Genomic DNA, 23,782 nt, shown 5'->3' with positions numbered 1-23,782 from the left:
TTTTTATTTTCTTATAATTGCATTTTCGTTTTGTAAAAATAGTTCATCAAATTGTTTTGCAAGCTCAAAATCTAGTTTCGTTAAACCTTTTGCATTCCAAGATGACAAAGTAATAATAACTGCTTTATACTGGATAAGGATAAATGGATGGTGATTATGTTCTTCTGATAGTTTGGCGGCTTCAGAGACAAATTCGACTCCTTTTAAGTAGTCGGAAAACATATATTTTCGTTCAATCCATTTCTCATCTTTTACCATCCATTTATCTACCTTCAATAATTCCTCGTGAACTTCTTCTTCAGTTAATCTTAGCATCATTTTTCACATCCTTTATTGGAAGTAACGCAAGACCATTGTTAATAAGGCGTGTTACAGCTTCGTCAGTTGTGAAAGTAGAAAGTTGATGTAGTAATGCTGCAGATGTTTCATGCCCTTTGTTATGCTCTAAAAGTAACTCTAATACTTCAAGGCGCAGCAACCATTCTTTCGCATAAAATTTATTTAATACTTCTTGGATTGCTACTAATTGATCGATATGCGCGTCGTGTAAAATCCCCTCACTTCGAATATCTCGAACTGTTTGATACATACGCTCGAGTTCATTCAGTACAAGCGGAGCAGGAATTTCTTGAACTTCTTCATCCATTGGGAAAAATGCTGCTGCATCTGCGGCACCTGGGAATACTGAAGTGATTTGTGAGCCAACAGCCATATCAAATGCGCCCCATGAAGCATCAAATAAAACGCGGGCGTTATAAGTAACTGTGCAATCGATAAAGGAAATAAGAGCAATTTTCTTATCATTTTTCACAATATCTGTTACTGTTCCTTTTACATGAATACCACTTGCAAAAGTAAACTCAGCGATAGTTCCAATTTTAATTCCTAATGATTGTAGTTGTTCGTCTGTACAATTTTCTAATGCAATATTTTCAGTAAGTAATCCAATCGGTGTTCCAAATCCGTCACTGTGTACAGAAGTAGAATGATTCGCTAACTGTTTATTATGAAGTGCTAATGCCGTTGGCGAATTTGTTCGCATGTAAATTAATTCACCTGCATCGTTTTCAATTGTCTCGCTAAATGTACCTGTAATTTGTAATCCACTATTTAGCTCAGCTGTTGCATAGTTCTCAGAGCGAATTGCTTTTTCTAAACCTTCTTTTCCACCTGTTTTAAAGGCCATTGTTTTAGAAAATGTTTCAAGCGCATCTGTTAATTCTTCAAAGGATTCACAAACAAATAGTTGTGGTTGCATTTTTGTTACGTCATAAGTTGTCCCTGTACATGCTTCGATAGAAAATGGAACCTTTTCTACAGCGTCTGTTAAGCAATGTTTGCTTTCGCCAACAGAAGAAAGGAGACCAGCACCATATATCTTTGGATCATCTATATTTCCGATCAATCCATATTCTACTGTCCACCAGAAAAGACGTGAAATTTGTTCAGCTTCCGATAAACCAGAAACTAACTTTTGTTTTTCAATTACAGTATTTTCAGCAGCCTTAACTTCATCAGGAGTAGAAGTAGGGCTTTCTTTTACTATCGTTAATGTACGAACAGCTTCAAATGCATCATGTTCTTCTTTTGTAGAGAAAGCTTTTGCACCAATTTGCCCAAAACGTTTCACATATTTTGCATATGTAGGATCAAGTAAAATCGGTGCGTGTCCTGCGGCTTCATGTACGATATCTGGAGCTGGTGTGTACTCGATATTTTCTACTTTCCGGATATCTGTTGCAATCGGTAGTAATCCGTGTCCTTGAAAATCGAAGAATGCTACGCCAGGAATAAGTCCGTCAATTGTTACAGCGCCCCAGCCGCTTGGTGCCAAACACTCATTCATTTCTTCTACTTTTGGAATTGCATCTATATTAATACCAGATGATTGTAGTCCGTTCACATAGGCTGGATGAGCAACGTCTTTTAAGAAGCTATGATTTTGTCTCATAATGTAACGCCACACAGCGTGATTCACCGGTGTGTATTGATCATAATGTTGTGTGGATACAAATGGTTTTAAATGCGATGGAATTTCTGTTTTCTTTGTCATTTAGACATCCTCCTTTTTTTCAATAAAATTGAATATCGATTTCGTATAGCTTGTATCACCCCCTTTCATTTTTTGTAAGCGCTTATAAAATTTTATCATAAGATTCGGAATTATTTAACATATGTTTCTGTGATAAATAGAAAAAGCCCCTATCGGAAAATCCGATAGGGGCGAAAGAATCGCGGTACCACCCTATTTGTAAGTGAAAATATACTTACATCTCAATTAATGATAACGGAAAAATTCCGTCTTTTCCTTCATGCATAAAAGCACTACGAAAAAGAAGCTCCAGAATTGTAATTCATACTTATATATGTGCTAATTTCCACCGACCATTAGCTCTCTGTAACAGGGATATAAGATACTACTGCGATTCTTTCAACGCGTATATATGAAATTGTGTAAGAGGATGGATGCAAAAAAGTCCCTATCGGAAAATCCGATAGGGACGATAAAAATCGCGGTACCACCCTATTTGTAAACAACTAATTGTTTACCACTCACTTTACGATAACGGAAAGATCCGTCTTTCTCTTCATGCATAAAAAGCATTACGGGAAAGAAGCTCCAGAATTGTAATTCACGCTTGTATATGTACTGATTCGCACCAACCATCAGTTCTCTGGGACAGTGATATAAGTCGCTACTAGCATTCCTTCAAAGCCGATATATAATTCGTTAAACTAAACTATGTTTTGTATTATAAAACTATATTAAAAAAATTGTCAACAAAAATTTTTTATCCCGTGTTAATGAGCAGTAAAATTCCTACCTCAAAATTCGGTGGGAGAATAATTGCCCGTAACCCCCGATTGGTGAAGGCTAATAATCAGTGGGGATGAACAAAATCTCTACTGATTAAGGCTTCACTTTATTTCACTTCTAAATTAACAGTTAAATTAGAGGTATTGCCAGCTGCATCAGTTGCTACAATGTGAATAGTATTTTTTTCTTCGTGTAATTGAGTGCGATCGAAATAAATGTCATAGCTTTTCTCCCAAGGGTTCAGGAATGCCTGTTCCCATACACCATTTCCGTTAATTTCATATTGCATTCTCACTGGAATACCAGGTGCTATCCAACCATATTCTGACATCCAATCTAGTAGAATATCATCAACTTTTCCTCTAATTACGAGATTTTCTTGGTCAACTTCGTGTGTTAACTTAGGTGCAGTTCGATCAAGAAATACAGCAGCTGTTTGTTTTGTTTCTCCACCAGAATTAGAAGCAACTGCTTCGATTTGATATAGCCCGTCAGCTAAAGGAGTGCCATCTGCTTTTGTACCATTCCATTTGAAAGGTTTGTATCCAGGAGTTGCATTTTTAGCTTGATGGATAATCCCTTGATACGTTACACGTTCTTTCGTAACTAAATTTGCATGTAATGTTACATCATCCACAGGCGCAACTAAATAGTAGTTGATGAGATTATCATCTAGTACGTGGTCGCCATTTGGGCTAAAAGTAGAATTAATAATTTCAAGTCCATCGATACGTTTATAATCTTTAGGATCGATACTAAATGTGAATGGAATTCGAATTTCTTCTTTTGCCCCTTGTTCTTTTACATATACATTTCCAGTATACACATCTTGTGGTAGTGAGCTATCTACCGTGATAGTAAATGGTTTTTCGGTACTACTATTCGGTTGTATGCTAATCGATGAAGGGACAGAAGCTTTTACTTTTGTTTTTGTGTTGGCATCTAGTAATTCCACACGAGTTGAAAAACTTTTCTTTTTACTAGAAAGGTTTTGTAATGTAACATTTTGCGTCAGTTTTACTTTTCCGCTATTTGGCTTAATAAGACCAAAGCTGACATTGTTAGGTTTTACTAATACATTTGTTTGAGCTGCTTTCGGAATGTTAATTAAACCAGATCCTTGTGCCATAACAGGGTATGTATTTTCATTGACATCATGTAATGTTTTTGCATTGTTAGCAAGAGCCGCTTTCAATTGTTCTGTCGTCCAATCCGGATGCATTTGACGCAAGAGGGCAACCGCTCCAGCTACTTGCGGAGCAGCCATACTTGTTCCGTTATGCGATTCATAGCCGCCTCGCGGTACTGTACTAGTAATTTGTACTCCAGGTGCAACAACATCAGGCTTTATTAGCCAACTTCCTTGTGATGGTCCTCTTGAACTAAAGTTACCGATAAGTTCTGTTTGCTTTGGTTGTCCAATTTTTATATTTTTCTTTCGTTTTGTGATTAAAGTTTTTAATTCTTCCCCATTTGTATTTGATAATTGCATTACTGGGATAGCCAGATGTTCACGTGAAAAATATTCCGGCATCATATTAATTTCTTTTTCGTTAGAGATTAATAACACACCAAGTGCCCCAGCTTGCTTCGCTTGTTCTGCTTTTACTAATGTACTAGAAGTACCTTGTAAAATAAGTGCGAATTTCCCTTTCACATCTTGTTTTGCATAATCACTTGGATTGCCATAACCAACATATACAAGAGGGGAATCATTTCCTATTGGAAAATCGGATTTTGATAACGGTAACCCTTGATATGTTTTGCTGGAACCAGCTACTTGGAATGTTGGAAACGGGATAGAAACCGTAGATGCTCCAACAGAAATGACACTACTTGCGTTACCGGGAGCATCAACAGACCAAGGTTTTGGTCCGTCATTTCCATTTGAAACGACAGTAGTAACACCAAGTTTCGCTGCTCGTTCTAACGTTAATGTTACAGGCTGATCAGGTACATTTAAATCTTGCCCAAGGGAGAGGTTTAATACATCCGCACCATCTTGAATCGCTCGCTCAATCCCTTGGATAGTATCATCTGTTGTACCAGTTCCACCGTCATTCATTACACGATAGGCTAGAATAGAAGCGTTTGGAGCAACGCCTTTAATTTTTCCATTACCCGCAATAATTCCAGCTACATGAGTACCATGTACGTTACCATCTATTGGATCGCTATCTTCATCAACCGTGTCATATCCACCGATATAATTTGCCTTTAAGTCAGGGTGTGTATAGTCTACGCCAGAGTCGATAATGGCTACTTTCATGCCTTTTCCATCAAGCGGTTTGCCAGATGGATCTTTTAAATTCCACGCTTCAGGTGCACCAATTGTCGGTCCACCGATATTTGGTGCTTCTTCGTTAGTAGTACTTTTTGATGTTTCATGCAATTTATATGTTAAGTTCGGATAGACTGCTTTTACTTCAGGTAAAGAGGCAAGAGAGGTAATTTGATCTCCAGGAACTGAAATAGAGAATCCGGAAAATAACGTATTATACACTTCTTTAATTTTTGCACCAGGTGCTTTTTCTTTTATTTTCTTAGTCGTATCTTCTTGTGCTTTTTTTAGCTCAGCATGATAAGACTGCGCATTACTATTTTGGAAATCTGGAGCATGCTGAATATTACTTTGAGCAGCGAGAGGTGCGTGTTGCAATTCTACAATTACTGATATTTCTTTTGTTGTTTTCGTTTCAACATTTTGAGCAATTTTATGTTCTCCCCACTGTTCAATCGTTGTTTTTAATTGTGGACTAAATTGCTTCTCCTTTTGTAGTGATTCAGCATGAGCGCTTAAAGCTCCAAAACTAGAAAAGACAAGCGCCATGCTTAATAGTGTAGATGTAGTTTTTTTCATTGATACTCCCCCTAATGAAAAAGTGCCAATATTCAGAAATTAAATCTTGCATTTTAGTTATAACTTATAAATATAAATGTTGGCTAAACTATACTTTCGACATAATTCATACCAATCCTCTATGAATTGAAAATTTCTTGGGAAATTTTTTCTGATTATGTCGAATCGATATTTTTCACATATTGTAGGAAGAAAGTGAGGAATGCTATGAGGGAAATGGAGTGATGGTATGAAAAGGCTAATAGTAAGTGGTAGTGTAGTGTTGTTTATGTTTTTGTGTTCTATCACTATTACTAGCGCAGAAAATAATAGTGTGAAAGTTGCTTTTATTCGTCATCATAACCTTTGGATTAAAGTTGAGGGGAAAGAAAAACAACTTACAAAAGGAGAGAACATAACAGGGCCAAAGTGGTCACATGATGGAGAATGGCTGGCATATGTAAAAGGGAAGAAACAAAATATTCTTGAGTTATATCGGCTGAAAGATGGAAAGAAAGTTACGCCGTTTCACTCAGAAGCATCGAATTATCAATGGTCACCAACAGAAAATATAATTGCATTTATATTTACAGGTACATTAAATACATTTGATGTAGAAAAAAAGAATGCAGATTTTGAAAATGTATCGGCTGGTGTAGGGGATTATGCATGGTACCCCGATGGAAAGAACTTTCTTGTATCCTCTGAAGCGCACTTACTTCCAACAGGATGGACAGGGGCTCAGCTATATGAAGTGCAAAAAGATGCACATATGAATCCTCACAAAATGAAGCATTTGTATGCATTGCCAAATGAACATGATGATTTCCTAGCGCTAGTAGCAAGTGGCTTTAAGTGGTCACCAGATCAAAAGTGGATTTCATTTTTAGCAGTACCGACAGCTTCATGGTCAGCTGATAGTAATACGCTTTGCTTAGTTCGTGCAGATGGCAGTCGGTTTGAAAAAGTAGATCAAATGTTACTAAACGCACAATGGTTTCAATGGGCACCATCAAAAAATATATTAGCTTATATTGAAGGGAGCGGAAGAGTTGCATTAGAAAATAAGCATTTAAAAGTAAAGGAATTGCCAGCACTTCAGCAGAACATATTTACGCCGAAAGGATATGTTGATTGGGATTTTGTATGGAAGAACGATAGAGTAATTATCGTTTCACGAGCAAAGGAGGCAGGGATAGAAACTCCACCAGAAAAAAGGCCACTACCATCTTTGTATGAGGTCGATAGTACAAGTAATGCACAGCATCAAATCACAAAGAAAAAGAACAAGCAAGGGGATTACCACCCGATCTTCATGAAGAAGAGTAATCAATTAATTTGGATACGTTCAGACCGTAAGAAAGCGGATGTATGGCTTGCTCATAAAGATGGGAAACAGGAAAAGAAGTGGATTGAAAATATAGATGTACCAGCGTGGTATTATGAGAAATGGAATTGGGAAAATGTCATCTCGGTGAAATAACAATAAAAAACTGCCTAAAAGATCATTTTAGGCAGTTTTTTATTGTTATTTATGCGTTTTATTTGGCTTTTTTTTCGCTGGGTTTCCGTTCCCTTGGCGCTTTCTATTTTGTTCATCTTTTGCTTGTTTTTCATGTAGTGTATCTAAAAATTCATTCGAGTTACTCATTTTTCTATCGCTCCTTTCATTTCGTCCTAATTACTATAACCATTTAGGAGGATAATCATGAGTTAGAAGTTAGGCACTTAATTTTCTTCGATAATGTAAGTAAAATATTCCATACATAACAAATAGCATGAGTAAAACTTGTAACTCTACATTTTCCTTTAAAATAGCTGCGATAGGGTCTGGTAAGTACGGTGATTTATCGTTTGTGCTTAAACCTAACCATTTATTTAAGAGGCTAATGGTACAAAACATAAAAACACCGGACCAGCTTGCCGTAATTGCTTTTTGTTTAATTTTTGTTTCACGTTCATCATCTGTAATCCAGGGATTAGCAGTTTGATCACTACTAAAGAAGCCGTTTATATATCCCCATACAATCATTCCAATAAAGACAATTATCCATTTCATATATGTAATTCTCCTTTCGGTGTAAAAAGTATTTTACATGTAATATTGTAATATTTTACAAAGATTAGTGTCAAATGTTTTTTACATATCGGTTTTTATACAGCAGGAATAAAGAATGCAATAGGGAAGAAATATGTGTGAGGATTTTATAGTAAGAGGAGGCTGAATATGAAAATCGTTTTTGTTCGGCATGGTGAAGGTGAACATACAACGGATTTACCAGAAAGTTTACAAGTGTTTGACCCACCATTGACGAGAGTAGGAAAGGCTCAAGCTAAATTACTTCAACGTGATATATCATTACAAGAAGCGGATATATTAATTGTTAGTCCTACACTTAGAACTTTGCAAACGGCGACAATATGGAGTGCGAAAGTTGCTTGTCAAAAACTAGTCCATCCATATGTATCCCCACGTATTTTTCCTTATCGAGAAGGAGCGAAAACATTACCGTGTGATTATATAGTAGATCAGGGAATGATAACAAAGTTATTTCCGCATTTTTCGATAGAGAAAAGCTCAAATAATCAGTTATGGAAGGAAGGTATAAACACTATTTCAGAGAATAGTTTTCAGCAAATAGTAGATGAATTTCTTCTTTGGTGTTATGAACTGGGTGCTGAAAGAATTTGCATTGTATCTCACGATGGAACAATTACAGCATATAGGCAATATTTACAGAAAGTCGTTTTAACTAGATCAGATTTTTTGAAAGAAACGGGCATATATGAAATGGATTTATCCCATAAAATTCTGATTGATAAGGGCTGATTATAGGATGGGGGTTGTATGTTGAATATTGCATTAGTAGTTGGTTTTAATTCGGATTTAGAAGCGCAATCAATTCGAGCATCTCTTGAATATTTTGGTGCAAGGGTTGTGACATATTGGATTGGTAGACCGAAAGATTTTGTGGAAGTTCTTTCTGGAAAGAACTTATTTAACAATATTAATTATATTATTTTTTGCTTTCATGGTGAAGAAGGGAAGTTTGTCATGGAAGAGTTAGGCGAAGAAGTATATGAACAAGATGAACCGAGAGGGTATTTTGGTACAGAAGAAATTTATAAATATGCAAAATTGCATAATACACATATTGTAAATAGCGGGTGTACGTTAGGGGAGCAAAATCTAGCAAAATCTTTTTTACATAGTGGTGCGAAATCATATATTGGATCGATTGATTATGTAGATGGAAATGCAGCACTTATGTTTACTATACGCTTATTTTATGGGGTTATTAACCATGGGAAAACGTTAGAAGAAGCGTTTCAAGAAGCGAGTTTAATTGATGAGGAGACACATACATTTCGATTCTATAATTAGTGTGAAACACGTTTATTCTATATTCGAATAAACGTGTTTCACATTTAACTCACATTTTTTTACATTTTTTTCAATGAAAATGGTTATCACTTGTGGTATGATATGTTCAAGTTTTTACAGGTAATAAAAGTTACTATATAAACGTTAGTTTTTAATGTTTCATACGCATGTCACAGATTATTCATAATTAACGTTTGAAAAATAAGTAACTAATGTTATTATATTATCTGTAACTAACTTAATTACAACTTTAGGAGGAAGATATGGTTATTCAATTTTTAAGAGAAAACAAAGCAGTTTCTTTTGCATTAGCAGTAATTCGAGTATATCTTGGTTACACATGGTTAATGGCTGGAATCGGTAAACTACAAGGAAAAGGATTCGATGCAACAGGTTATTTGCAAGGGGCAATTGAAAAATCTAAAGGTGCACAACCGGCTGTTCAATCTTGGTGGGCATCATTCTTACAAGAATTTGCAATTCCAAATGTAGATTTGTTTAATACACTTGTAACATGGGGAGAAATTTTAGTCGGAATTGGTTTAATTGTAGGCTGTTTAACAAAAACAGCGGTCTTTTTTGGTCTTGTAATGAACTTTTCCTATATGTTTAGTGGGTCAATTGGTGTGAACCCTGAGATGGTTATCTTATCTATGTTTGTTCTTGTTTCCGGTATGAACGCTGGGAAATTTGGAATGGATGGCTTCGTTATCCCGAAAGTATTAGGATCAAAAACTCCAAAACGCCAAAAGCAAGCTGCTTAATATATGAAAACGGGTATCTCATTTTGAGATACCCGTTTATGTTATTTTTCAACTTTAATCGGATTGTTCTTAAAGAAATCTTTTACATACCCGACAAATTCTTGTGGTTCTTGGCGAAATGGTGCATGATAACCTTTTTCAATAATATGTAAAGTGCTATTTTTTAAGAATTGATGATACGTTTCTCCTTCTTTCCAGGAAACGCTACTATCATTTCTGCCCCATATAATTAAAGTTGGCTGTTTTATTTCATTTGCATTAATTTTAAGACGTCTAGGCCATAATTTCATTTTATTATAATGCTCTTCATCATTACGTTTGAATTTCACTTTGCTTTCATCATAATCTGTAATAGAAGAAACGGCATTTAAATCAGTCGACAATTGTGGTTTTGGTGAGCCTTGTTTATTAACGAATGTATGAGGGCCACCTGTAGCATCAGTTAAAATAAGGTGAGTAACTGCTTCAGGATATAAATATGTTAAATTTAGAGAAATTTCTCCCCCCATGGAATGCCCCAGTATTGCGAATGAATCATACCCTAGTTTTTTCATTAATTTATAATACAAATTTGCATGAGTTGGAAAAGAATAATAAAAATCCATTGGCTTAGATGAGCGCCCGAATCCTAAAGCATCTACAGAAATAATTGTATGATCTTTTGCTAAATCGGAGTAAATCTTTTGAAAACCATCTGATGACCCTCCAAAGCCATGAATCATAAGTAAAGGTGGTTTTTCATTACCAATCTTTTTAAAGTAAATGGTTTGACCATCTATTTCTACCATTTTTTCCTCGGTAGCTAGTTTCGCTGTAATTGTATTTTTAACTTGTTTTACTTGTTCTACTGGCTTTTCTGCTGCACTACATCCTACTAATAGTGTAAGAGTAAGACAACCTACCATAAAATAGCTAAATCGCTTCAATTAGGTGTCTCCTTTCTAACATAACGCTGTATCTATCATAGCAAATAGCATATTACGATTTCCAGGAAGTTGGCTACCATTTTTTATCATAAGAGGTGAAAGGAGCGTTTCTTGGAAATTTTCTGTTTGAAGAAATTGACGAAATGTAAATTGTGAGTGTGGAACATCAATTCGTACTATACCATTCCAACATTCACATATCTTTTTTAATAATTGGATAGCATCATCTTCTTGCTTGGCGATAAGTGGATTGATACATAATATATTGCCCTTTTGTATGCATAATGAAAAAGCTTCTATACAGTTATTTCTTTCAATTTTAAAAGAGTGTACGGCCCTTGGTAATAGCAAAGAGTAAAGTAGAGAACGATTCATACCAGTTGCAATTTGATCCAGAGAAGTAACAGATATAAGGTCTTCTTCTTGTACTTGTTGTAAGTGAGAAGGGTACGTCTTAATAGTTTGCTTTTCAAAACGATGAATCGTTGTTGCTGTTTGAAATCCGCATGATGTGTATAGAGGTTCGCCAGCTTTTGTCGCAATAAGTGCAATGGGTTGTTTTGGATGAATTTGTTCCAAGCAATGATTTAGCAACATGCGCCCTATTCCGCGTCCTTGAAAATTAGGGTGAACGATTAACATACCAATGGAAGCGAAGTTACTTGTAAAGGGAAATACTCCTCCAGTCGCAATGAGTTTGTTTTCATGAATGTAACCTACAAGTGTGCCGATAGAAAGATACATTTCGAATTGTTTTTTCATAAAAATTTCATCGTGTAACCATCCAACAGATTTGCAAAGATTAAGTAATTCAAAAATAAAAGATTCATTTAGCTTTACTATTTTCATAAAGGCTCACCGCATTTCTATTTATTTTCATAAACATAGAGTCAAAATGTAAAAAAAGAGATTTACGTTAAATGAAATCCAACTTGTTTATATTTAAATTGTAAAGGGCGGAATGATTGATACAAAAAGACAAACTTATACAAATTATAACTGATATTTACATAAGTTAACAAAAAATTTACATACAGCTAATTTTCTCTTAATAGTCTTCCATTAAATTTGATAGTGGGAAATGAATAACCTAATTAGGGGGACAAGACAGTGAAAAAGTTTGTGAAAAAAGCATGGCCATTTGCAGTTGTGGCATCATTAGCAGTTACTTCGGTAGCAACATGGAATTTTACTCGTTCTAGTGAGGTTAATGCAGATGAGAACGGAAGCAATGCAAAGATTAAAAATGTTATCGTATTAATTGGGGATGGTATGGGTCCTTCATATATGACGGCTCACCGTTATATGAAAGATAATCCAAAAACCTTTGAAATGGAATCTACAGAATTTGATAAGCATCTTGTAGGAACACAAAAAACATACCCAGAAGATGAACATGAAAATATTACAGACTCTGCATCGGCAGCAACAGCTATGTCAGCAGGAATTAAAACATATAATGCTGCAATTGCAGTTGATAATGATAAAGCGGAAGTGAAAACAGTTCTTGAGCAAGCGAAAGAAAAAGGGAAATCAACGGGACTCGTTGCAACTTCTGAAATTACACATGCAACACCAGCTGCTTTCGGTGCGCATGACATTAGCCGTAAAAATATGGACGCAATTGCAAATGATTATTTTGATGAGAAAATTAAAGGGAAGCATAAGGTAGATGTTATGCTTGGCGGCGGCGTAAAGAACTTTGTTAGAAAAGATCGTAATCTTACAGAAGAGTTTAAGAAATCTGGTTATAGCTATGTAACGGATCGAGATCAATTGTTAAATGATAAAAATGATCAAATTCTTGGTTTATTTGCACCAGGTGGATTAGATAAAATGATTGACCGCAATGAGAAAACACCTTCATTAGAAGAAATGACTAATGCAGCAATTGAGCGTTTGAACAAAAATAAAAATGGTTTCTTCTTAATGGTGGAAGGAAGTCAAATCGACTGGGCTGGACATGATAATGATATTGTTGGTGCAATGAGTGAAATGGAAGACTTCGAAAAAGCTTTCAAAGCAGCGATTGAGTTTGCGAAAAAAGATAAAAATACGTTAGTTGTTGCAACGGCAGATCACGCTACTGGTGGCTTATCTTTAGGTGCCAATGGCGAGTATAACTTTAAAGTAGATCCAATTAAAGCTGCAAAACGCACACCAGACTTTATGGCAAATGAGATTGCAAAAGGTGCAAATGTAGAAGAAACATTGAAAAAGTATATTGATTTACAATTAACTCCAGAAGAAATTCAAGCTGTAAATGATATAGCTCCGTCAAAAGATGTAACAAAGATTGATAATGCAATTGAAGATATTTTCAATAAGCGCTCGGTTACAGGCTGGACAACAGGTGGACATACAGGGGAAGATGTGAACGTGTATGCATTTGGTCCAGGTAAATACTTGTTCTCTGGCGTTCAAGAGAATACAAATATAGCGAAACGTGTCTTTGATATTGTTGGTGGCGGTGATCCGAATAAAGGAAGACGCTAATTAAGAGCGAAAGTGAGGCGAACTGCCTCGCTTTTCTTTTTAGGAGTTGGAAATATGAAAAAAATATTTGCGAAATTAAGATTCCTTCTAGCATTTGTAGTATTACTAGTTGGATGTCAACAAGAAGAGAATAATGTAGCACAAAAATCTACTACTAAAAAAACTGAGGAAAAGGTACAAATAACAAAAGAAGAAGAGAAATCTATTCAAGATGTTATTCATACATTTGTGCGAACGACCAATGAAAAAAATCTTGCAGAACATATGGAGTTATTTTCAAAGAAGATGCCTAGTGCTGAAGACTTAAAAACACAAAAAGAAGCCGCATTTCAAAAGGGAAATAAGAAAATTGAATTGGAACATATAGATATGAAAGTTAGTAAAGTAGGGTATGTTATTGTTGAAACGAAAGAAAAGGAAGTAGACGACAGTATTACTCTTCAAAAGAAAGTACAGTATGCCCTTGGAAAAGAAGAGGATAAATGGAAGATTGAAGAGGTTCGAACAATAGAGAAAAAATAACGTGAAACTTTAATAAGTGTGGAGTCGTACTTCCCAAAAATGATAGAAAAAAGGTTCTCATTGACGAGAACCTTTTTTTATAGTGGTAGCATAATTTGATTTGAACATGCCTCAATATCATCAATATCTTGACGAATTGTGGCCATTTTATTATCCAGATCTTCAGCTTTCATTGCTGCATCATGTAGTTCATCTTTTAAATACTCCGGTATTTTCCCTTCATATTTATAATAAAGTTTGTGTTCTAAACTTGCCCAAAAGTCCATTGCCAGTGTACGTAACTGAATTTCTGCAAATACATCTTTTGTACCAGAATTTAGTGATAAAGGGTATTTAATGATCATGTGTAAACTTTTATATCCGTTTCGTTTTGGGTTAGCGATATAATCTTTTACTTCTATGACTTCCATATCTTCGCGTTTTTGAATGACTTCTTTCAAATGATAGATATCTTCTACGAAGCAACATGTAATACGAATACCAATAATATCTTGTAAATGTGTTTGAGCATTTTCAACTGTTGGTAATAAGCTTTTGCGCTCTAGTTTTTTAATAATACTTTCAGGTTGTTTTAGTCTTGTTTTTATATGTTCAAACGGGTTGTAATCCTCTAGAAATTGAGCTTCCCGGTTCATAATTTCAAATTTAGTTTTTAACTCTTCTAAAGCAAATGTATATGGTAATACAAAAGCTTTCCAGTAGTTAACTGTTGATTGATTATATTCCATTTATATACACACCTTTTCCTATTTGCAAGTGAGGTCGTTATTATACTAAATACCAAATCATATAAGCGCAAGCAGCAAATGATGAGATCATAAAGCGATATTTAGTTTTCATACTTTCAACTCCTTTCGAGTAAGATTTTATATAAATAAACGTGATTGTTAATAAGTTCACTATGTACAGTTTCTATAGTAATAGATTCGTGTGAATTTCGTATGAACTAATTGTTTCAGCTTTTTGTCTTTTTTGCTGTTAATCATAATTATTATTCGGATTTAAAGTGTTTTTATTTGATTTATCTATTTGTATAAATTAATGTATATTTAAATTTACAGTTATCGAGGAGGATATATGGTGAACTTTGAAGAATTAGCAATTGCTAGACGTTCTGCAATGAAATTTATACAAGGTATAGAAATCCCTGATGAGGATTTTAAAAAAATATTTGAGTTAACTAAGCTTTCTCCATCTTGCTATAATTTGCAGCACACACATTATGTTGTAATTCGTGATCAAGAGCGAAAAGAAAGATTAAAAGAATTAGCTTTCGGTCAATATAAAGTATCGAGTGCATCAGCGGTAGTGCTCGTTTGTGGTGATAAAAAAGCATACCAAAATGTTGAAAATATTTACTTCGGTATGAAAGTTTTAAAAATGATTGATGAATGTGAATATGAAGATACAATTAGGCAAACGAAAGGTTTATATGAAGGAAAAGGAGAGCGTTTCATGGAGGATGAAGCGATTAGAAATGCTTCGTTAAGCGCGATGACTTTTATGTACGCAGCTAAATATTATGGCTATGATACATGTCCAATGATTGGTTTCGATGAAAAAGCAGTGCAAAGTGAATTAAATATGCCGGAGCATATAGTACCTGTTTTAATGATTACGATAGGAAAAAGTGATACGACTAAAACTCGCCCACGAGGATATCGAAAGCCGATTAGTGAGTTTGTTACATACGAATCGTTTTAATAAAGTGAAACTTTTAATCAGTGGGGGTCTTACTGCCCGTTAATGCGGGAGAAAATTTATTTAACTATAAAAACAAGGGGATTCTAAATGGAATCTTCTTGTTTTTGCAATTGACAAATGGAATGAAGTTTTATAATATATAAATCGTAATCATTACGTTTTAGTTGCGATTTTTGAAAGAAAGGAGAATTAAATATGCGTGTAAATATTACATTAGCTTGTACGGAGTGCGGTGATCGTAATTACATTTCTAAAAAAAATAAACGAAACAATCCAGAACGCATCGAATTAAAAAAATATTGTCCACGATTAAAGCGAGTAACGTTACATCGTGAAACGAAGTAGAAGACTAGAGATATCTCTAGTCTTTTTTTATAGTTCTTTGGTTTTGTTTGTTATAATTACCTTAAATTGTAATAAAGGGAGCAGTATGATGAATCAAAAAGATAAAGAAAGAAAAGAGCAAGTGGCTCATATTATTAATATTCCAGATGAATATAGTCTTGTTGTAGATGATCAAGAAGGGGTTGATGACCCGTATCATCTATTATGGTGGGAGCATAAAGAGGATCAGGAGAGAACGATACAAATTACATTGAATAGACATACTGGTAATTTAATTGAATTTAGGATAGATGATGAAAATCCTTTTTCAAGTGGCAAGGAAGCGATAGAGGAGAAGAAGGCAAGAGAGATTGCAAATGCGTTCTTGAAAAAATATACAAAAGAAGGATATGAATTCTATACATATGTAACGGTTAAGGACGACAGGCGCGGTTGGAAAGAAGTAAATTATATGCAAGAAGTGAATAGCTATCCATTGCCCAATACAGGGTGCGTTGTGCGAGTGCACTCTTCAGGTAATGTTGTGCATTTTCATTACAATGGACAAAAAGCTATAGAGAAAAAACCGTTATGGCCAAGTGAAATTGTTGAGGAGAATATCGTTTTAGAAAATTTGAAAGCTAGACAAGATATGAGACTTGTATTTATAGATTTAACATACTCTTCATGTGAGTATGAAAACGGGGAAGAAGTAAAAGGGTACCATCTTGTATATGAACCAGAGCCTAGTCATGCGTTTATTGATGCAAGTACAGGTAAAGATTTATTTGGACCAGATCATTATAAATTGCCTTCGGCTGTAGCTGTTGAAAAATCGAAAAAAGGTAACGAACGAGGTGAAGTATTCGAATTATTTGACTGGAATAAAGAAGGTTTTACAAAAGTAGATGAGACAGAAAATGATGATGAAATAAGGATGAAATTTGTTCCGAAAGAGGAATTACAAAAACAGAAAGAAGAAAAGAATCCATATTTAATGAATGAATTCTTTAAAAAGCATTTACCGATGTTGAAATATAATAATTTAGTTAGCGTTAAAATTGATAAATTAACCAATGAATTAACTGGTTTTATAAAACTGACAGATGATAAAGAAGTAAAGCAAATACTGTCTAGAGAGGAATGTTTACAAAAAGCACTTCAATTTTTAGAACGAGTTATTCCAGATATCACACAATATCTGCGTCTTTGGGAGGAACGTGAAGAAGCAGAAGATGGGATTGAAAGATTTATCTTTTCTGTATATATAAATGATATTCCGGCAGAGTATAACCAATTTATGATTAACATCAATGCAGAAAATGGTGCTGTTATGCACTACTCGGGGGAGTCTAGCAACTTTATAAAAGAATTGCTCACATACGAAATAACACCAAAAGTAACTAAAGAAAAAGCGTTAGAAATATACAGAGAGGCTATCCGAGTTAAATTAGAATGGTCTTTAGATCATGATGCAGAGGAAACGAAATACAAACTACTTTACAAACAAACGACAGATGAAAAACATAAAGAACCTTTTGATTGTAGGCGGGAAATTCGTTATATTGATGCCCAAGCGGGGAGAAAGATTTGGAGTAAGTAAAATAAAAAGAGTTATTTTTCAAAGAAAAAATAACTCTTTTTATTTTTATACTTTGCCTGTTCGTTTTTCAAAAGTAAATGTGATAGGAAGATTGGAATAAGAACTATCACTTTTAAATATTACTTTCCATTCTTTAGTATGGGCTTTAATTTCAAAATTAAGAAGATTCATCGCTCTACGTTTATCTATTTCTAAAAACATATTATGAATTTCTGGTTCTTGCTGTAAATTAAGAGCCTTTAGTGTGACTGTAAATGTGAAAAAATTCTGCCCTTCATATACTATTTTTGATATTTTTGTTTTTTGTTTATTTAACAGCACATAAAAACGGTCTGATGGAGTTAATTGTACAGAGTCATCAGTAATTTCATTCTCGCTATTATGAAGTTCAACTAAGTAAGATGTACTATGGGAAGAATCTTTTTTGCTTGTAATCTGTAATTCAGTAGGAATCATCGGTATTTCATAAAAATCATTTCTTATTATGTTGTTGTAATCCTCTGAAAATTTACGAACTTCTTTTGGAAAAGAGTCATCTTGTGTACTTAAAAAAGTTTTGTTTTGATTTGGAATTTTTTTACTAAAATTTAATGTTTCTTTAAAGTAATAATTGGATCCAGTTAAAAATAAACAACTACAGATTAATAAAAAAATTCGATACGGATTTTGAAAGTGAAAGAATAATAGTATACATGTAATAATTCCAATTACATAGAAAATAAAGATAAGTAGTTCTAGTTTTGAGTGAAAGGAGAAACCATAGTTATGAAAAAATTTTATTCCAGTTATAATTTGAGCTCCAAAAAATAAAGAAATTCCAAATTGAAAAAATAATAAATCAGGCCCTCTTTTAATAACAAAAGTAATGAACGAAATGAAAAGTAAAAATACCCCTAAATAAATTGTTACATTTAATAATCGTTCTAATGTAATCATGAATAGTGTCCCCTTTAATAGCATATTCATATATAAATAACAATTTTATTTAATTATAATATAACGATAAAATATTTTAAATGTTAGAAGTGTTGAGTTTTATAAATAAACTGTACAGACACAAACAACCTCACGCCCACATACACATAATAAAGACCACTATTTTGGCGGAGGTGAAAGGTTTGAGTCTATTCGCCGCAATTGGATATATGGTTCGAGAAGTGTTTGTCTTTGTTTCTTATGTGAAGAACAATGCGTTCCCGCAGCCGTTATCATCAGATGATGAGAGAAAGTACTTAGAGTTAATGGAGCAAGGTGATGCTCAAGCGAGAAATCTTTTAATTGAACATAATTTACGGCTTGTAGCTCATATCGTTAAAAAATTTGAGAACACAGGAGAAGATGCAGAAGATTTAATTTCAATTGGTACGATCGGGCTCATTAAAGCGATCGAGAGCTATTCTGCAGGAAAGGGAACGAAGCTTGCGACGTATGCAGCACGCTGTATTGAAAATGAAATTTTGATGCATTTACGTGTACTAAAGAAAACGAAAAAAGATGTTTCACTTCATGATCCGATCGGGCAAGATAAAGAGGGCAATGAAATATCGCTTATTGATATATTAAAATCAGAGTCTGAAGATGTAATTGATATGATTCAGCTTAGTATGGAGTTAGAAAAAATTAAAGAGTATATCGATATTTTAGACGAAAGAGAAAAAGAAGTGATTGTGAAACGTTTTGGACTTGGGCTAGATAAGGAGAAAACACAGCGGGAAATCGCTAAGGCGCTTGGTATTTCTAGAAGCTACGTATCACGGATTGAAAAGCGTGCTTTAATGAAAATGTTCCACGAGTTTGTAAGGGCAGAGAAAGAGAAAAAAGCGAAAGAGTAAAGTGTATTAGAAGCAGCCATATTTAAAATGGGCTGCTTTTTTTATTGTAAATAAGAAAAGAAAACGCGTTATGCTAAGAAGAAATACATGTTCACTGTTGAAAATGACGGATTCTATCTGTAATATTAGAAGGTGCTAAATAATTTAAGAATAATACCATACTTAGTTTTCTGTATATATAATAAGGCTGCTTTATATGATATGTGGGAATAAGAACCAATTTTACATATGATATAGAAAGAAAAGAAGGGAAAACTAAAGTTATAGACTGATTAGGGGGTTTCGCAATTTGCGACGTACATTATATCGACTTATGATAGAACTTACAAATGGTCGCTTTACTTCTTATATATTACGTAAATTTGCACAATCTCGTTTGAGCTCTATCATTATTCCATCGTACGCGAAAGTTTTTCAAATTAATCAAGATGAGATGGAAAAGGGTTTGAAGGAATATAGAACATTGCATGAATTATTTACGCGTAAGCTAAAAGAAGGAAAGCGTAGTATTGATACAGATGCATCGAGTATTGTTAGTCCTGTTGATGGTGTTTTTGCAGATCATGGTCCTATTGAGGATACAAAAACATTTGATATAAAAGGAAAGCGCTATTCAATTGTGGATATGCTAGGTAATGAAGAACGTGCAACGCGATATGCAGGCGGTACATATATGGTAATTTATTTGAGTCCAAGTCATTATCATCGCATTCATAGTCCGCTTTCTGGTTCTGTGACTGAAAGATTTGTACTCGGTAGAAAATCATATCCGGTAAATGCAGCTGGTATGGAATACGGGAAAGAACCACTGTCAAAAAATTATCGTTCTGTTACAGAAGTAAGCAGTGATGGCGAGCATATGGCTCTTGTAAAAGTAGGTGCTATGTTTGTTAATAGTATTGAGCTTTTGCATGAGAGAGACACTGTTCAAAAAGGTGAAGAAATGGCATACTTTACATTTGGTTCAACAGTTGTGTTATTGTTTGAAAAAGATATGATAGAAGTAGTGCAGGAATTAAAGAGTGGACAAGAGCTTCGTCTTGGTGAAAAAATAGCTACTCGCTTAGCTCATAAATAAAGAAAAGCTTTTATAACCGTAAGTAAGAGTTATGGGCAAAGATACTTAATGATGAAATCCCCTAGATGGGAGTACTTGTTTATTCGAGAGCCATCGTAGGATGGCTCTTTTTACAGGGCATCTAATAATTTATCCTGTAACTGTTTGATTGGTAAGGGCTGATTAAACTTTCACTTTATATGTAATCAAGATGATTTGACAAGCTTGTCCTCTAATGAGCGTCTAATGATTTCTTGTTTTATAAGTAAAATGAAGTCGGGATTTAATTTTAGTTCTTTTGCTTTATAATAAGACTCAGTGAGTAACTCAGTGGATAACTGTTCCATATGTTTTGTTTTCAAGGTGAGTCACCTCCTAATAATATAAGGATTGATTCGTTGATGCATTTAATGTACCAAAAAAATATGACAGTCACAAACGAGTGGTTATCCACATACCTAGGTGGATAAAGTGTGTATAGTTTGTTAGTAAATTCCAAATTAACTGAAAAATTAATGTGGAAAATGTGTACAATTTTATCCACAGGTTATATATCGAAAAATGTTGTCGAAAAATTTTATGAAAAATCCTCAAAGAGGTGAAAGAAATTGAAACTATTTTTACCAAATGAATATGTGAAAAATGTATATCATGTTCAACCAGAAGATTTAAAAAAACGTGGGATTAAAGGCGTTATTACTGACTTAGATAACACTTTAATTGAATGGGATCGTCCCAATGCAACGCCGCAACTTGAAAAATGGTTCTTGGAAATGAAAGAGCAAGGCATTCAAGTAACGGTCGTTTCAAATAATAATGAGCAACGTGTGAAAGATTTTGCTGATCCATTAGGTATTCCATTTATTCATAGTGCACGTAAACCATTTGTTCGCGCATTTAAGCGTGCGATACAAGAGATGCGTTTGCAGCCAGATGAAGTTGTAGTAATTGGAGATCAGTTACTGACTGACGTGCTTGGTGGAAACCGAGTAGGCCTTCATACAATTTTAGTTGTACCGGTAGCACAAACGGACGGATTAGTAACGCGCTTTAATCGAAAAATTGAACGAAGAATTATGAAAAATATGAAGAAAAAAGGTTTAATTAACTGGGAGGAATAAAGTTTGACTGAAACAATTAAATGTATTGGTTGCGGTGTAGAAATTCAAACAGAAAATAAAAACGAAGTGGGGTATGCTCCTGCCTCATCTTTAGAGAAAGAACAAGTCATTTGTCAACGTTGTTTTCGCTTGAAGCATTACAATGAAATTCAAGATGTATCGTTAACAGATGATGACTTCCTACGCATTTTAAATGGAATTGGAAAATCAGATGCATTAGTAGTCAAAATTGTAGATATTTTTGATTTTAATGGTAGCTGGTTACCTGGCTTACATCGTTTCGTAGGGAATAATAAAGTATTACTTGTTGGAAATAAAGCTGATTTAATTCCAAAGTCAGTAAAACATGATAAAGTAAAACATTGGATGCGCTATAGTGCAAAGCAGCTAGGATTAAAACCAGAAGATGTCTTTTTAATTAGTGCAGCGAAGGGACAAGGAATTGCTGAACTAGCAGATGCTATTGAGTATTATCGCGGCGGCAAAGATGTTTATGTTGTTGGATGTACGAATGTAGGGAAATCGACATTTATTAATCGTATGATTAAAGAATTTAGTGATGAGACTGAAAATGTAATTACAACATCTCATTTCCCAGGAACAACACTGGATTTAATTGATATTCCATTGGACGAAGAGTCTTCTTTATATGATACGCCAGGTATTATTAACCACCACCAAATGGCTCATTATGTTGGAAAGCAAAGCTTAAAGCTTATTACACCAACAAAAGAAATTAAGCCGATGGTATTCCAATTAAATGAAGAACAAACGTTATTCTTTAGTGGATTGGCACGTTTTGATTATGTAAGTGGTGGTCGTCGTGCATTTACTTGTCACTTCTCGAATCGCTTAACAATCCATCGTACAAAGCTTGAGAAAGCAGATGAATTATATAAAAATCATGCCGGGGATTTACTAAGCCCACCAACGCCAGAAGAATTAGCAAATATGCCTGAGCTAGTGAAATACGAATTTAATATTCGTGAACCTAAAACGGATGTTGTATTCTCTGGATTAGGATGGGTTACTGTGAACGAACCAGGAGCAAAAATTGTTGCACACGTACCAAAAGGAGTAAGTGTTTCACTACGTAAATCTTTAATTTAATATGGAGAGGGATTTATGAAACAATTATATGGTGTAATCGGAAATCCAATTGGACATTCATTATCACCCGTTATGCATAATGATGCATTTGAACACTTGAATATGGATGCCCATTATCATGCGTTCCTTGTTGAAGAGGAATTGCTAGGGGAAGCAGTAAGAGGTTTAAAAGCATTAGGTATTTCAGGATTTAATGTAACAACTCCGCACAAGGTTGCTATTATGGAGTATTTGGATGAGATTGACCCATTGGCAAGGAAAATCGGTGCAGTAAATACAGTGGTTCATAAGGATGGAAGATTAATTGGCTATAACACAGACGGGATTGGTTTTGTTCGAGCGCTGCAGTCAATTAGTAATGAACCACTTCAAGGGAAACGTATTTTGTTACTTGGTTCAGGTGGTGCTAGCCGAGCTATTTATTTTTCTCTTGCTGATGTAGGTGTAAAAGATATTGATGTAGCTAATCGTACAGTAAATAAGGCGAAGGAACTTATTGCTGCACGTACGGCCGATGTTAATTCTGTTGCTTTGTCGTTAGAAAAAGCGACAGAAGAACAAGGAAATTATGATATTATCATTCAGACGACAACGATAGGTATGCATCCGCACGTAGAATATACGCCATTACAAATTTGTTCGTTAAAAAAAGGAACGATTGTATCAGATATAATTTATAATCCATTTCAAACGAAAATTTTATGTGAGGCAAAAGAGCAAGGTGCAATCATTCAAAATGGTATTGATATGTTTGTTTATCAAGGAGCACTTGCATTTGAAATGTGGACAGGACGCACGCCAAATATCGAGAGAATGAAACAATTAGTTATAGAAAAGCTTGGAGGCTAACATATATGTTAACAGGAAAACAAAAAAGATTTTTACGTGCACAAGCACATCATTTAACACCAATTTTTCAAGTAGGAAAAGGCGGAGTAAATGAAAATATGATTAAACAAATTGCAGATACTTTAGAAGCTCGTGAGTTATTTAAAGTAAGTGTATTACAAAACTGTGAATTTGATCGCCGTGAGGTTGCGGAAGAACTTGCAAAAGGTGCACGTGCTGAAATCGTTCAAGTAATTGGAAGCACAATCGTTTTATACAAAGAATCAAGAGAAAATAAACAAATTAAGCTTCCTCGATAAAAAGATTAGCATGGGCTATTTTTATCGCTGATGCGTAATGATGTAGAGAGCGAAACCAATTGAACTTTTATTAATAGCAACTCTCTTCATTTCTAACCGAGGAGAGTTGCTGTATATAAAAGGAAGGGGCGTT

25 protein-coding genes and 2 other annotated features are annotated in these 23,782 nt (G+C 34.5%); of the genes, 15 read left to right on the top strand and 10 right to left on the bottom strand.

Annotation, left to right across the window (positions count from 1 at the left end; all coding sequences use genetic code 11):
* Positions 1–3 precede the first annotated feature (3 nt).
* The 3 genes from N2V80_RS21810 to N2V80_RS21800 form a co-directional block, all read right to left on the bottom strand.
* Positions 4–318: a 4a-hydroxytetrahydrobiopterin dehydratase gene (locus N2V80_RS21810; RefSeq protein WP_000979538.1), complete on the bottom strand. Its 315-nt coding sequence runs from the start codon at positions 316–318 to the stop codon at positions 4–6.
* Positions 299–2,053 carry an aromatic amino acid hydroxylase gene (locus tag N2V80_RS21805; RefSeq protein WP_061654488.1) on the bottom strand — a complete coding sequence of 585 codons (1,755 nt, stop codon included), beginning with the start codon at positions 2,051–2,053 and terminating at the stop codon, positions 299–301. Before N2V80_RS21805 ends, N2V80_RS21810 begins: the two co-directional genes overlap by 20 nt.
* 163 nt (positions 2,054–2,216) lie before the next feature.
* Positions 2,217–2,444 (bottom strand) — a binding site (T-box leader).
* A 50-nt stretch (positions 2,445–2,494) separates the two neighbouring features.
* Positions 2,495–2,723, bottom strand: a binding site (T-box leader).
* Between the two features lie 201 nt (positions 2,724–2,924).
* Entirely contained in the window at positions 2,925–5,678 is a 2,754-nt protein-coding gene (locus tag N2V80_RS21800) for a S8 family peptidase (protein ID WP_061654487.1), read from the bottom strand.
* A gap of 229 nt (positions 5,679–5,907) precedes the next feature.
* Here N2V80_RS21800 and N2V80_RS21795 point away from each other — a divergent pair, with 229 nt between their 5' ends.
* On the top strand, positions 5,908–7,140 hold the full coding sequence (locus N2V80_RS21795; protein ID WP_000825724.1) for a TolB family protein: 1,233 nt from the start codon (positions 5,908–5,910) through the stop codon (positions 7,138–7,140).
* A gap of 45 nt (positions 7,141–7,185) precedes the next feature.
* Here N2V80_RS21795 and N2V80_RS21790 read toward each other — a convergent pair whose 3' ends face one another.
* Positions 7,186–7,308, bottom strand: coding sequence for a DUF4023 domain-containing protein (locus N2V80_RS21790; protein ID WP_000071866.1), 123 nt, complete (start codon positions 7,306–7,308; stop codon positions 7,186–7,188).
* A gap of 69 nt (positions 7,309–7,377) precedes the next feature.
* On the bottom strand, positions 7,378–7,716 hold the full coding sequence (locus tag N2V80_RS21785; protein WP_000871153.1) for a hypothetical protein: 339 nt from the start codon (positions 7,714–7,716) through the stop codon (positions 7,378–7,380).
* A gap of 168 nt (positions 7,717–7,884) precedes the next feature.
* Between N2V80_RS21785 and N2V80_RS21780 the strand changes: the two genes are divergently transcribed.
* The 3 genes from N2V80_RS21780 (at position 7,885) to N2V80_RS21770 (ending at position 9,806) form a co-directional block, all read left to right on the top strand.
* Positions 7,885–8,487, top strand: a complete 603-nt coding sequence (locus N2V80_RS21780) for a histidine phosphatase family protein (protein WP_000706246.1) — start codon at positions 7,885–7,887, stop codon at positions 8,485–8,487.
* An 18-nt stretch (positions 8,488–8,505) separates the two neighbouring features.
* Entirely contained in the window at positions 8,506–9,042 is a 537-nt protein-coding gene (locus N2V80_RS21775; protein ID WP_000931929.1) for a hypothetical protein, read from the top strand.
* Positions 9,043–9,305: 263 nt separating this feature from the next.
* On the top strand, positions 9,306–9,806 hold the full coding sequence (locus tag N2V80_RS21770) for a DoxX family protein (protein ID WP_000236592.1): 501 nt from the start codon (positions 9,306–9,308) through the stop codon (positions 9,804–9,806).
* Between the two features lie 41 nt (positions 9,807–9,847).
* On the opposite strand, the gene N2V80_RS21765 is transcribed toward N2V80_RS21770, so the two are convergent.
* Together N2V80_RS21765 and N2V80_RS21760 are read right to left on the bottom strand one after the other, a co-directional pair.
* Entirely contained in the window at positions 9,848–10,732 is an 885-nt protein-coding gene (locus N2V80_RS21765; protein ID WP_000819810.1) for an alpha/beta fold hydrolase, read from the bottom strand.
* A gap of 15 nt (positions 10,733–10,747) precedes the next feature.
* Entirely contained in the window at positions 10,748–11,581 is an 834-nt protein-coding gene (locus N2V80_RS21760; RefSeq protein ID WP_061654486.1) for a GNAT family N-acetyltransferase, read from the bottom strand.
* A 261-nt stretch (positions 11,582–11,842) separates the two neighbouring features.
* Here N2V80_RS21760 and N2V80_RS21755 point away from each other — a divergent pair, with 261 nt between their 5' ends.
* Both N2V80_RS21755 and N2V80_RS21750 read left to right on the top strand, forming a co-directional pair.
* Positions 11,843–13,228, top strand: coding sequence for an alkaline phosphatase (locus tag N2V80_RS21755; protein ID WP_000714912.1), 1,386 nt, complete (start codon positions 11,843–11,845; stop codon positions 13,226–13,228).
* 54 nt (positions 13,229–13,282) lie between these two features.
* Entirely contained in the window at positions 13,283–13,750 is a 468-nt protein-coding gene (locus tag N2V80_RS21750; protein WP_000717905.1) for a hypothetical protein, read from the top strand.
* Between the two features lie 77 nt (positions 13,751–13,827).
* On the opposite strand, the gene N2V80_RS21745 is transcribed toward N2V80_RS21750, so the two are convergent.
* Entirely contained in the window at positions 13,828–14,478 is a 651-nt protein-coding gene (locus tag N2V80_RS21745) for a GTP pyrophosphokinase (protein ID WP_000456230.1), read from the bottom strand.
* A 349-nt stretch (positions 14,479–14,827) separates the two neighbouring features.
* On the opposite strand from N2V80_RS21745, the gene N2V80_RS21740 reads away from it, so the two are divergent.
* The 3 genes from N2V80_RS21740 to N2V80_RS21730 all read left to right on the top strand — a co-directional run bounded on the left by N2V80_RS21740 (position 14,828) and on the right by N2V80_RS21730 (position 17,381).
* A complete protein-coding gene (locus N2V80_RS21740; RefSeq protein WP_000245978.1) occupies positions 14,828–15,454 on the top strand; it encodes a nitroreductase family protein in 627 nt (208 codons plus the stop codon).
* A 195-nt stretch (positions 15,455–15,649) separates the two neighbouring features.
* A complete protein-coding gene (gene rpmG, locus N2V80_RS21735) occupies positions 15,650–15,799 on the top strand; it encodes a 50S ribosomal protein L33 (protein ID WP_001265617.1) in 150 nt (49 codons plus the stop codon).
* An 88-nt stretch (positions 15,800–15,887) separates the two neighbouring features.
* A complete protein-coding gene (locus N2V80_RS21730) occupies positions 15,888–17,381 on the top strand; it encodes a YcdB/YcdC domain-containing protein (protein ID WP_001072071.1) in 1,494 nt (497 codons plus the stop codon).
* 45 nt (positions 17,382–17,426) lie between these two features.
* Here the strand turns inward: N2V80_RS21730 and N2V80_RS21725 are convergent, their stop codons facing one another.
* A complete protein-coding gene (locus N2V80_RS21725) occupies positions 17,427–18,347 on the bottom strand; it encodes a hypothetical protein (protein ID WP_080024551.1) in 921 nt (306 codons plus the stop codon).
* A gap of 152 nt (positions 18,348–18,499) precedes the next feature.
* Here N2V80_RS21725 and sigK point away from each other — a divergent pair, with 152 nt between their 5' ends.
* On the top strand, positions 18,500–19,213 hold the full coding sequence (gene sigK, locus N2V80_RS21720; protein WP_000051382.1) for an RNA polymerase sporulation sigma factor SigK: 714 nt from the start codon (positions 18,500–18,502) through the stop codon (positions 19,211–19,213).
* Between the two features lie 289 nt (positions 19,214–19,502).
* The gene (locus N2V80_RS21715) at positions 19,503–20,291 is read left to right on the top strand and encodes a phosphatidylserine decarboxylase (RefSeq protein WP_001255000.1); all 789 of its coding nucleotides are present in this window, start codon (positions 19,503–19,505) and stop codon (positions 20,289–20,291) included.
* Positions 20,292–20,476: 185 nt separating this feature from the next.
* On the opposite strand, the gene N2V80_RS21710 is transcribed toward N2V80_RS21715, so the two are convergent.
* A complete protein-coding gene (locus N2V80_RS21710; protein ID WP_000850094.1) occupies positions 20,477–20,632 on the bottom strand; it encodes a sporulation histidine kinase inhibitor Sda in 156 nt (51 codons plus the stop codon).
* Between the two features lie 246 nt (positions 20,633–20,878).
* Here N2V80_RS21710 and N2V80_RS21705 point away from each other — a divergent pair, with 246 nt between their 5' ends.
* The 4 genes from N2V80_RS21705 to yhbY are packed head-to-tail and all read left to right on the top strand — an operon-like array spanning position 20,879 to position 23,649.
* Positions 20,879–21,391 carry a YqeG family HAD IIIA-type phosphatase gene (locus N2V80_RS21705; protein WP_000765314.1) on the top strand — a complete coding sequence of 171 codons (513 nt, stop codon included), beginning with the start codon at positions 20,879–20,881 and terminating at the stop codon, positions 21,389–21,391.
* A 3-nt stretch (positions 21,392–21,394) separates the two neighbouring features.
* Positions 21,395–22,501, top strand: coding sequence for a ribosome biogenesis GTPase YqeH (gene yqeH / locus N2V80_RS21700; RefSeq protein WP_000140799.1), 1,107 nt, complete (start codon positions 21,395–21,397; stop codon positions 22,499–22,501).
* A 15-nt stretch (positions 22,502–22,516) separates the two neighbouring features.
* Positions 22,517–23,350: a shikimate dehydrogenase gene (gene aroE / locus N2V80_RS21695; protein ID WP_000812073.1), complete on the top strand. Its 834-nt coding sequence runs from the start codon at positions 22,517–22,519 to the stop codon at positions 23,348–23,350.
* A gap of 5 nt (positions 23,351–23,355) precedes the next feature.
* Positions 23,356–23,649 (top strand): ribosome assembly RNA-binding protein YhbY, encoded by a 294-nt coding sequence (gene yhbY, locus N2V80_RS21690; RefSeq protein WP_000955224.1) that lies wholly within the window; start codon positions 23,356–23,358, stop codon positions 23,647–23,649.
* The last annotated feature ends 133 nt before the right edge of the window (positions 23,650–23,782 follow it).

The organism is Bacillus sp. FSL W8-0640, from assembly GCF_038007725.1.
Classification (GTDB): domain Bacteria; phylum Bacillota; class Bacilli; order Bacillales; family Bacillaceae_G; genus Bacillus_A; species Bacillus_A cereus.
Note: the sequence above shows the minus strand (reverse complement) of the source record. Positions and strands in the feature narration are given on the sequence as shown.

What these genes read in the sequence shown, in the direction of transcription:
- N2V80_RS21760 (WP_061654486.1), bottom strand. Translation starts at nt 11,581, where the DNA reads ATGAAAATAGTAAAGCTAAATGAATCTTTTATTTTTGAATTACTTAAT.
- N2V80_RS21740 (WP_000245978.1), top strand. Translation starts at nt 14,828, where the DNA reads ATGGTGAACTTTGAAGAATTAGCAATTGCTAGACGTTCTGCAATGAAA.
- N2V80_RS21770 (WP_000236592.1), top strand. Translation starts at nt 9,306, where the DNA reads ATGGTTATTCAATTTTTAAGAGAAAACAAAGCAGTTTCTTTTGCATTA.
- N2V80_RS21795 (WP_000825724.1), top strand. Translation starts at nt 5,908, where the DNA reads ATGAAAAGGCTAATAGTAAGTGGTAGTGTAGTGTTGTTTATGTTTTTG.
- N2V80_RS21790 (WP_000071866.1), bottom strand. Translation starts at nt 7,308, where the DNA reads ATGAGTAACTCGAATGAATTTTTAGATACACTACATGAAAAACAAGCA.
- rpmG (WP_001265617.1), top strand. Translation starts at nt 15,650, where the DNA reads ATGCGTGTAAATATTACATTAGCTTGTACGGAGTGCGGTGATCGTAAT.
- aroE (WP_000812073.1), top strand. Translation starts at nt 22,517, where the DNA reads ATGAAACAATTATATGGTGTAATCGGAAATCCAATTGGACATTCATTA.
- N2V80_RS21745 (WP_000456230.1), bottom strand. Translation starts at nt 14,478, where the DNA reads ATGGAATATAATCAATCAACAGTTAACTACTGGAAAGCTTTTGTATTA.
- N2V80_RS21805 (WP_061654488.1), bottom strand. Translation starts at nt 2,053, where the DNA reads ATGACAAAGAAAACAGAAATTCCATCGCATTTAAAACCATTTGTATCC.
- N2V80_RS21750 (WP_000717905.1), top strand. Translation starts at nt 13,283, where the DNA reads ATGAAAAAAATATTTGCGAAATTAAGATTCCTTCTAGCATTTGTAGTA.
- N2V80_RS21780 (WP_000706246.1), top strand. Translation starts at nt 7,885, where the DNA reads ATGAAAATCGTTTTTGTTCGGCATGGTGAAGGTGAACATACAACGGAT.
- N2V80_RS21730 (WP_001072071.1), top strand. Translation starts at nt 15,888, where the DNA reads ATGAATCAAAAAGATAAAGAAAGAAAAGAGCAAGTGGCTCATATTATT.
- yhbY (WP_000955224.1), top strand. Translation starts at nt 23,356, where the DNA reads ATGTTAACAGGAAAACAAAAAAGATTTTTACGTGCACAAGCACATCAT.
- N2V80_RS21800 (WP_061654487.1), bottom strand. Translation starts at nt 5,678, where the DNA reads ATGAAAAAAACTACATCTACACTATTAAGCATGGCGCTTGTCTTTTCT.
- N2V80_RS21775 (WP_000931929.1), top strand. Translation starts at nt 8,506, where the DNA reads ATGTTGAATATTGCATTAGTAGTTGGTTTTAATTCGGATTTAGAAGCG.
- N2V80_RS21785 (WP_000871153.1), bottom strand. Translation starts at nt 7,716, where the DNA reads ATGAAATGGATAATTGTCTTTATTGGAATGATTGTATGGGGATATATA.
- N2V80_RS21810 (WP_000979538.1), bottom strand. Translation starts at nt 318, where the DNA reads ATGATGCTAAGATTAACTGAAGAAGAAGTTCACGAGGAATTATTGAAG.
- N2V80_RS21725 (WP_080024551.1), bottom strand. Translation starts at nt 18,347, where the DNA reads ATGAATATGCTATTAAAGGGGACACTATTCATGATTACATTAGAACGA.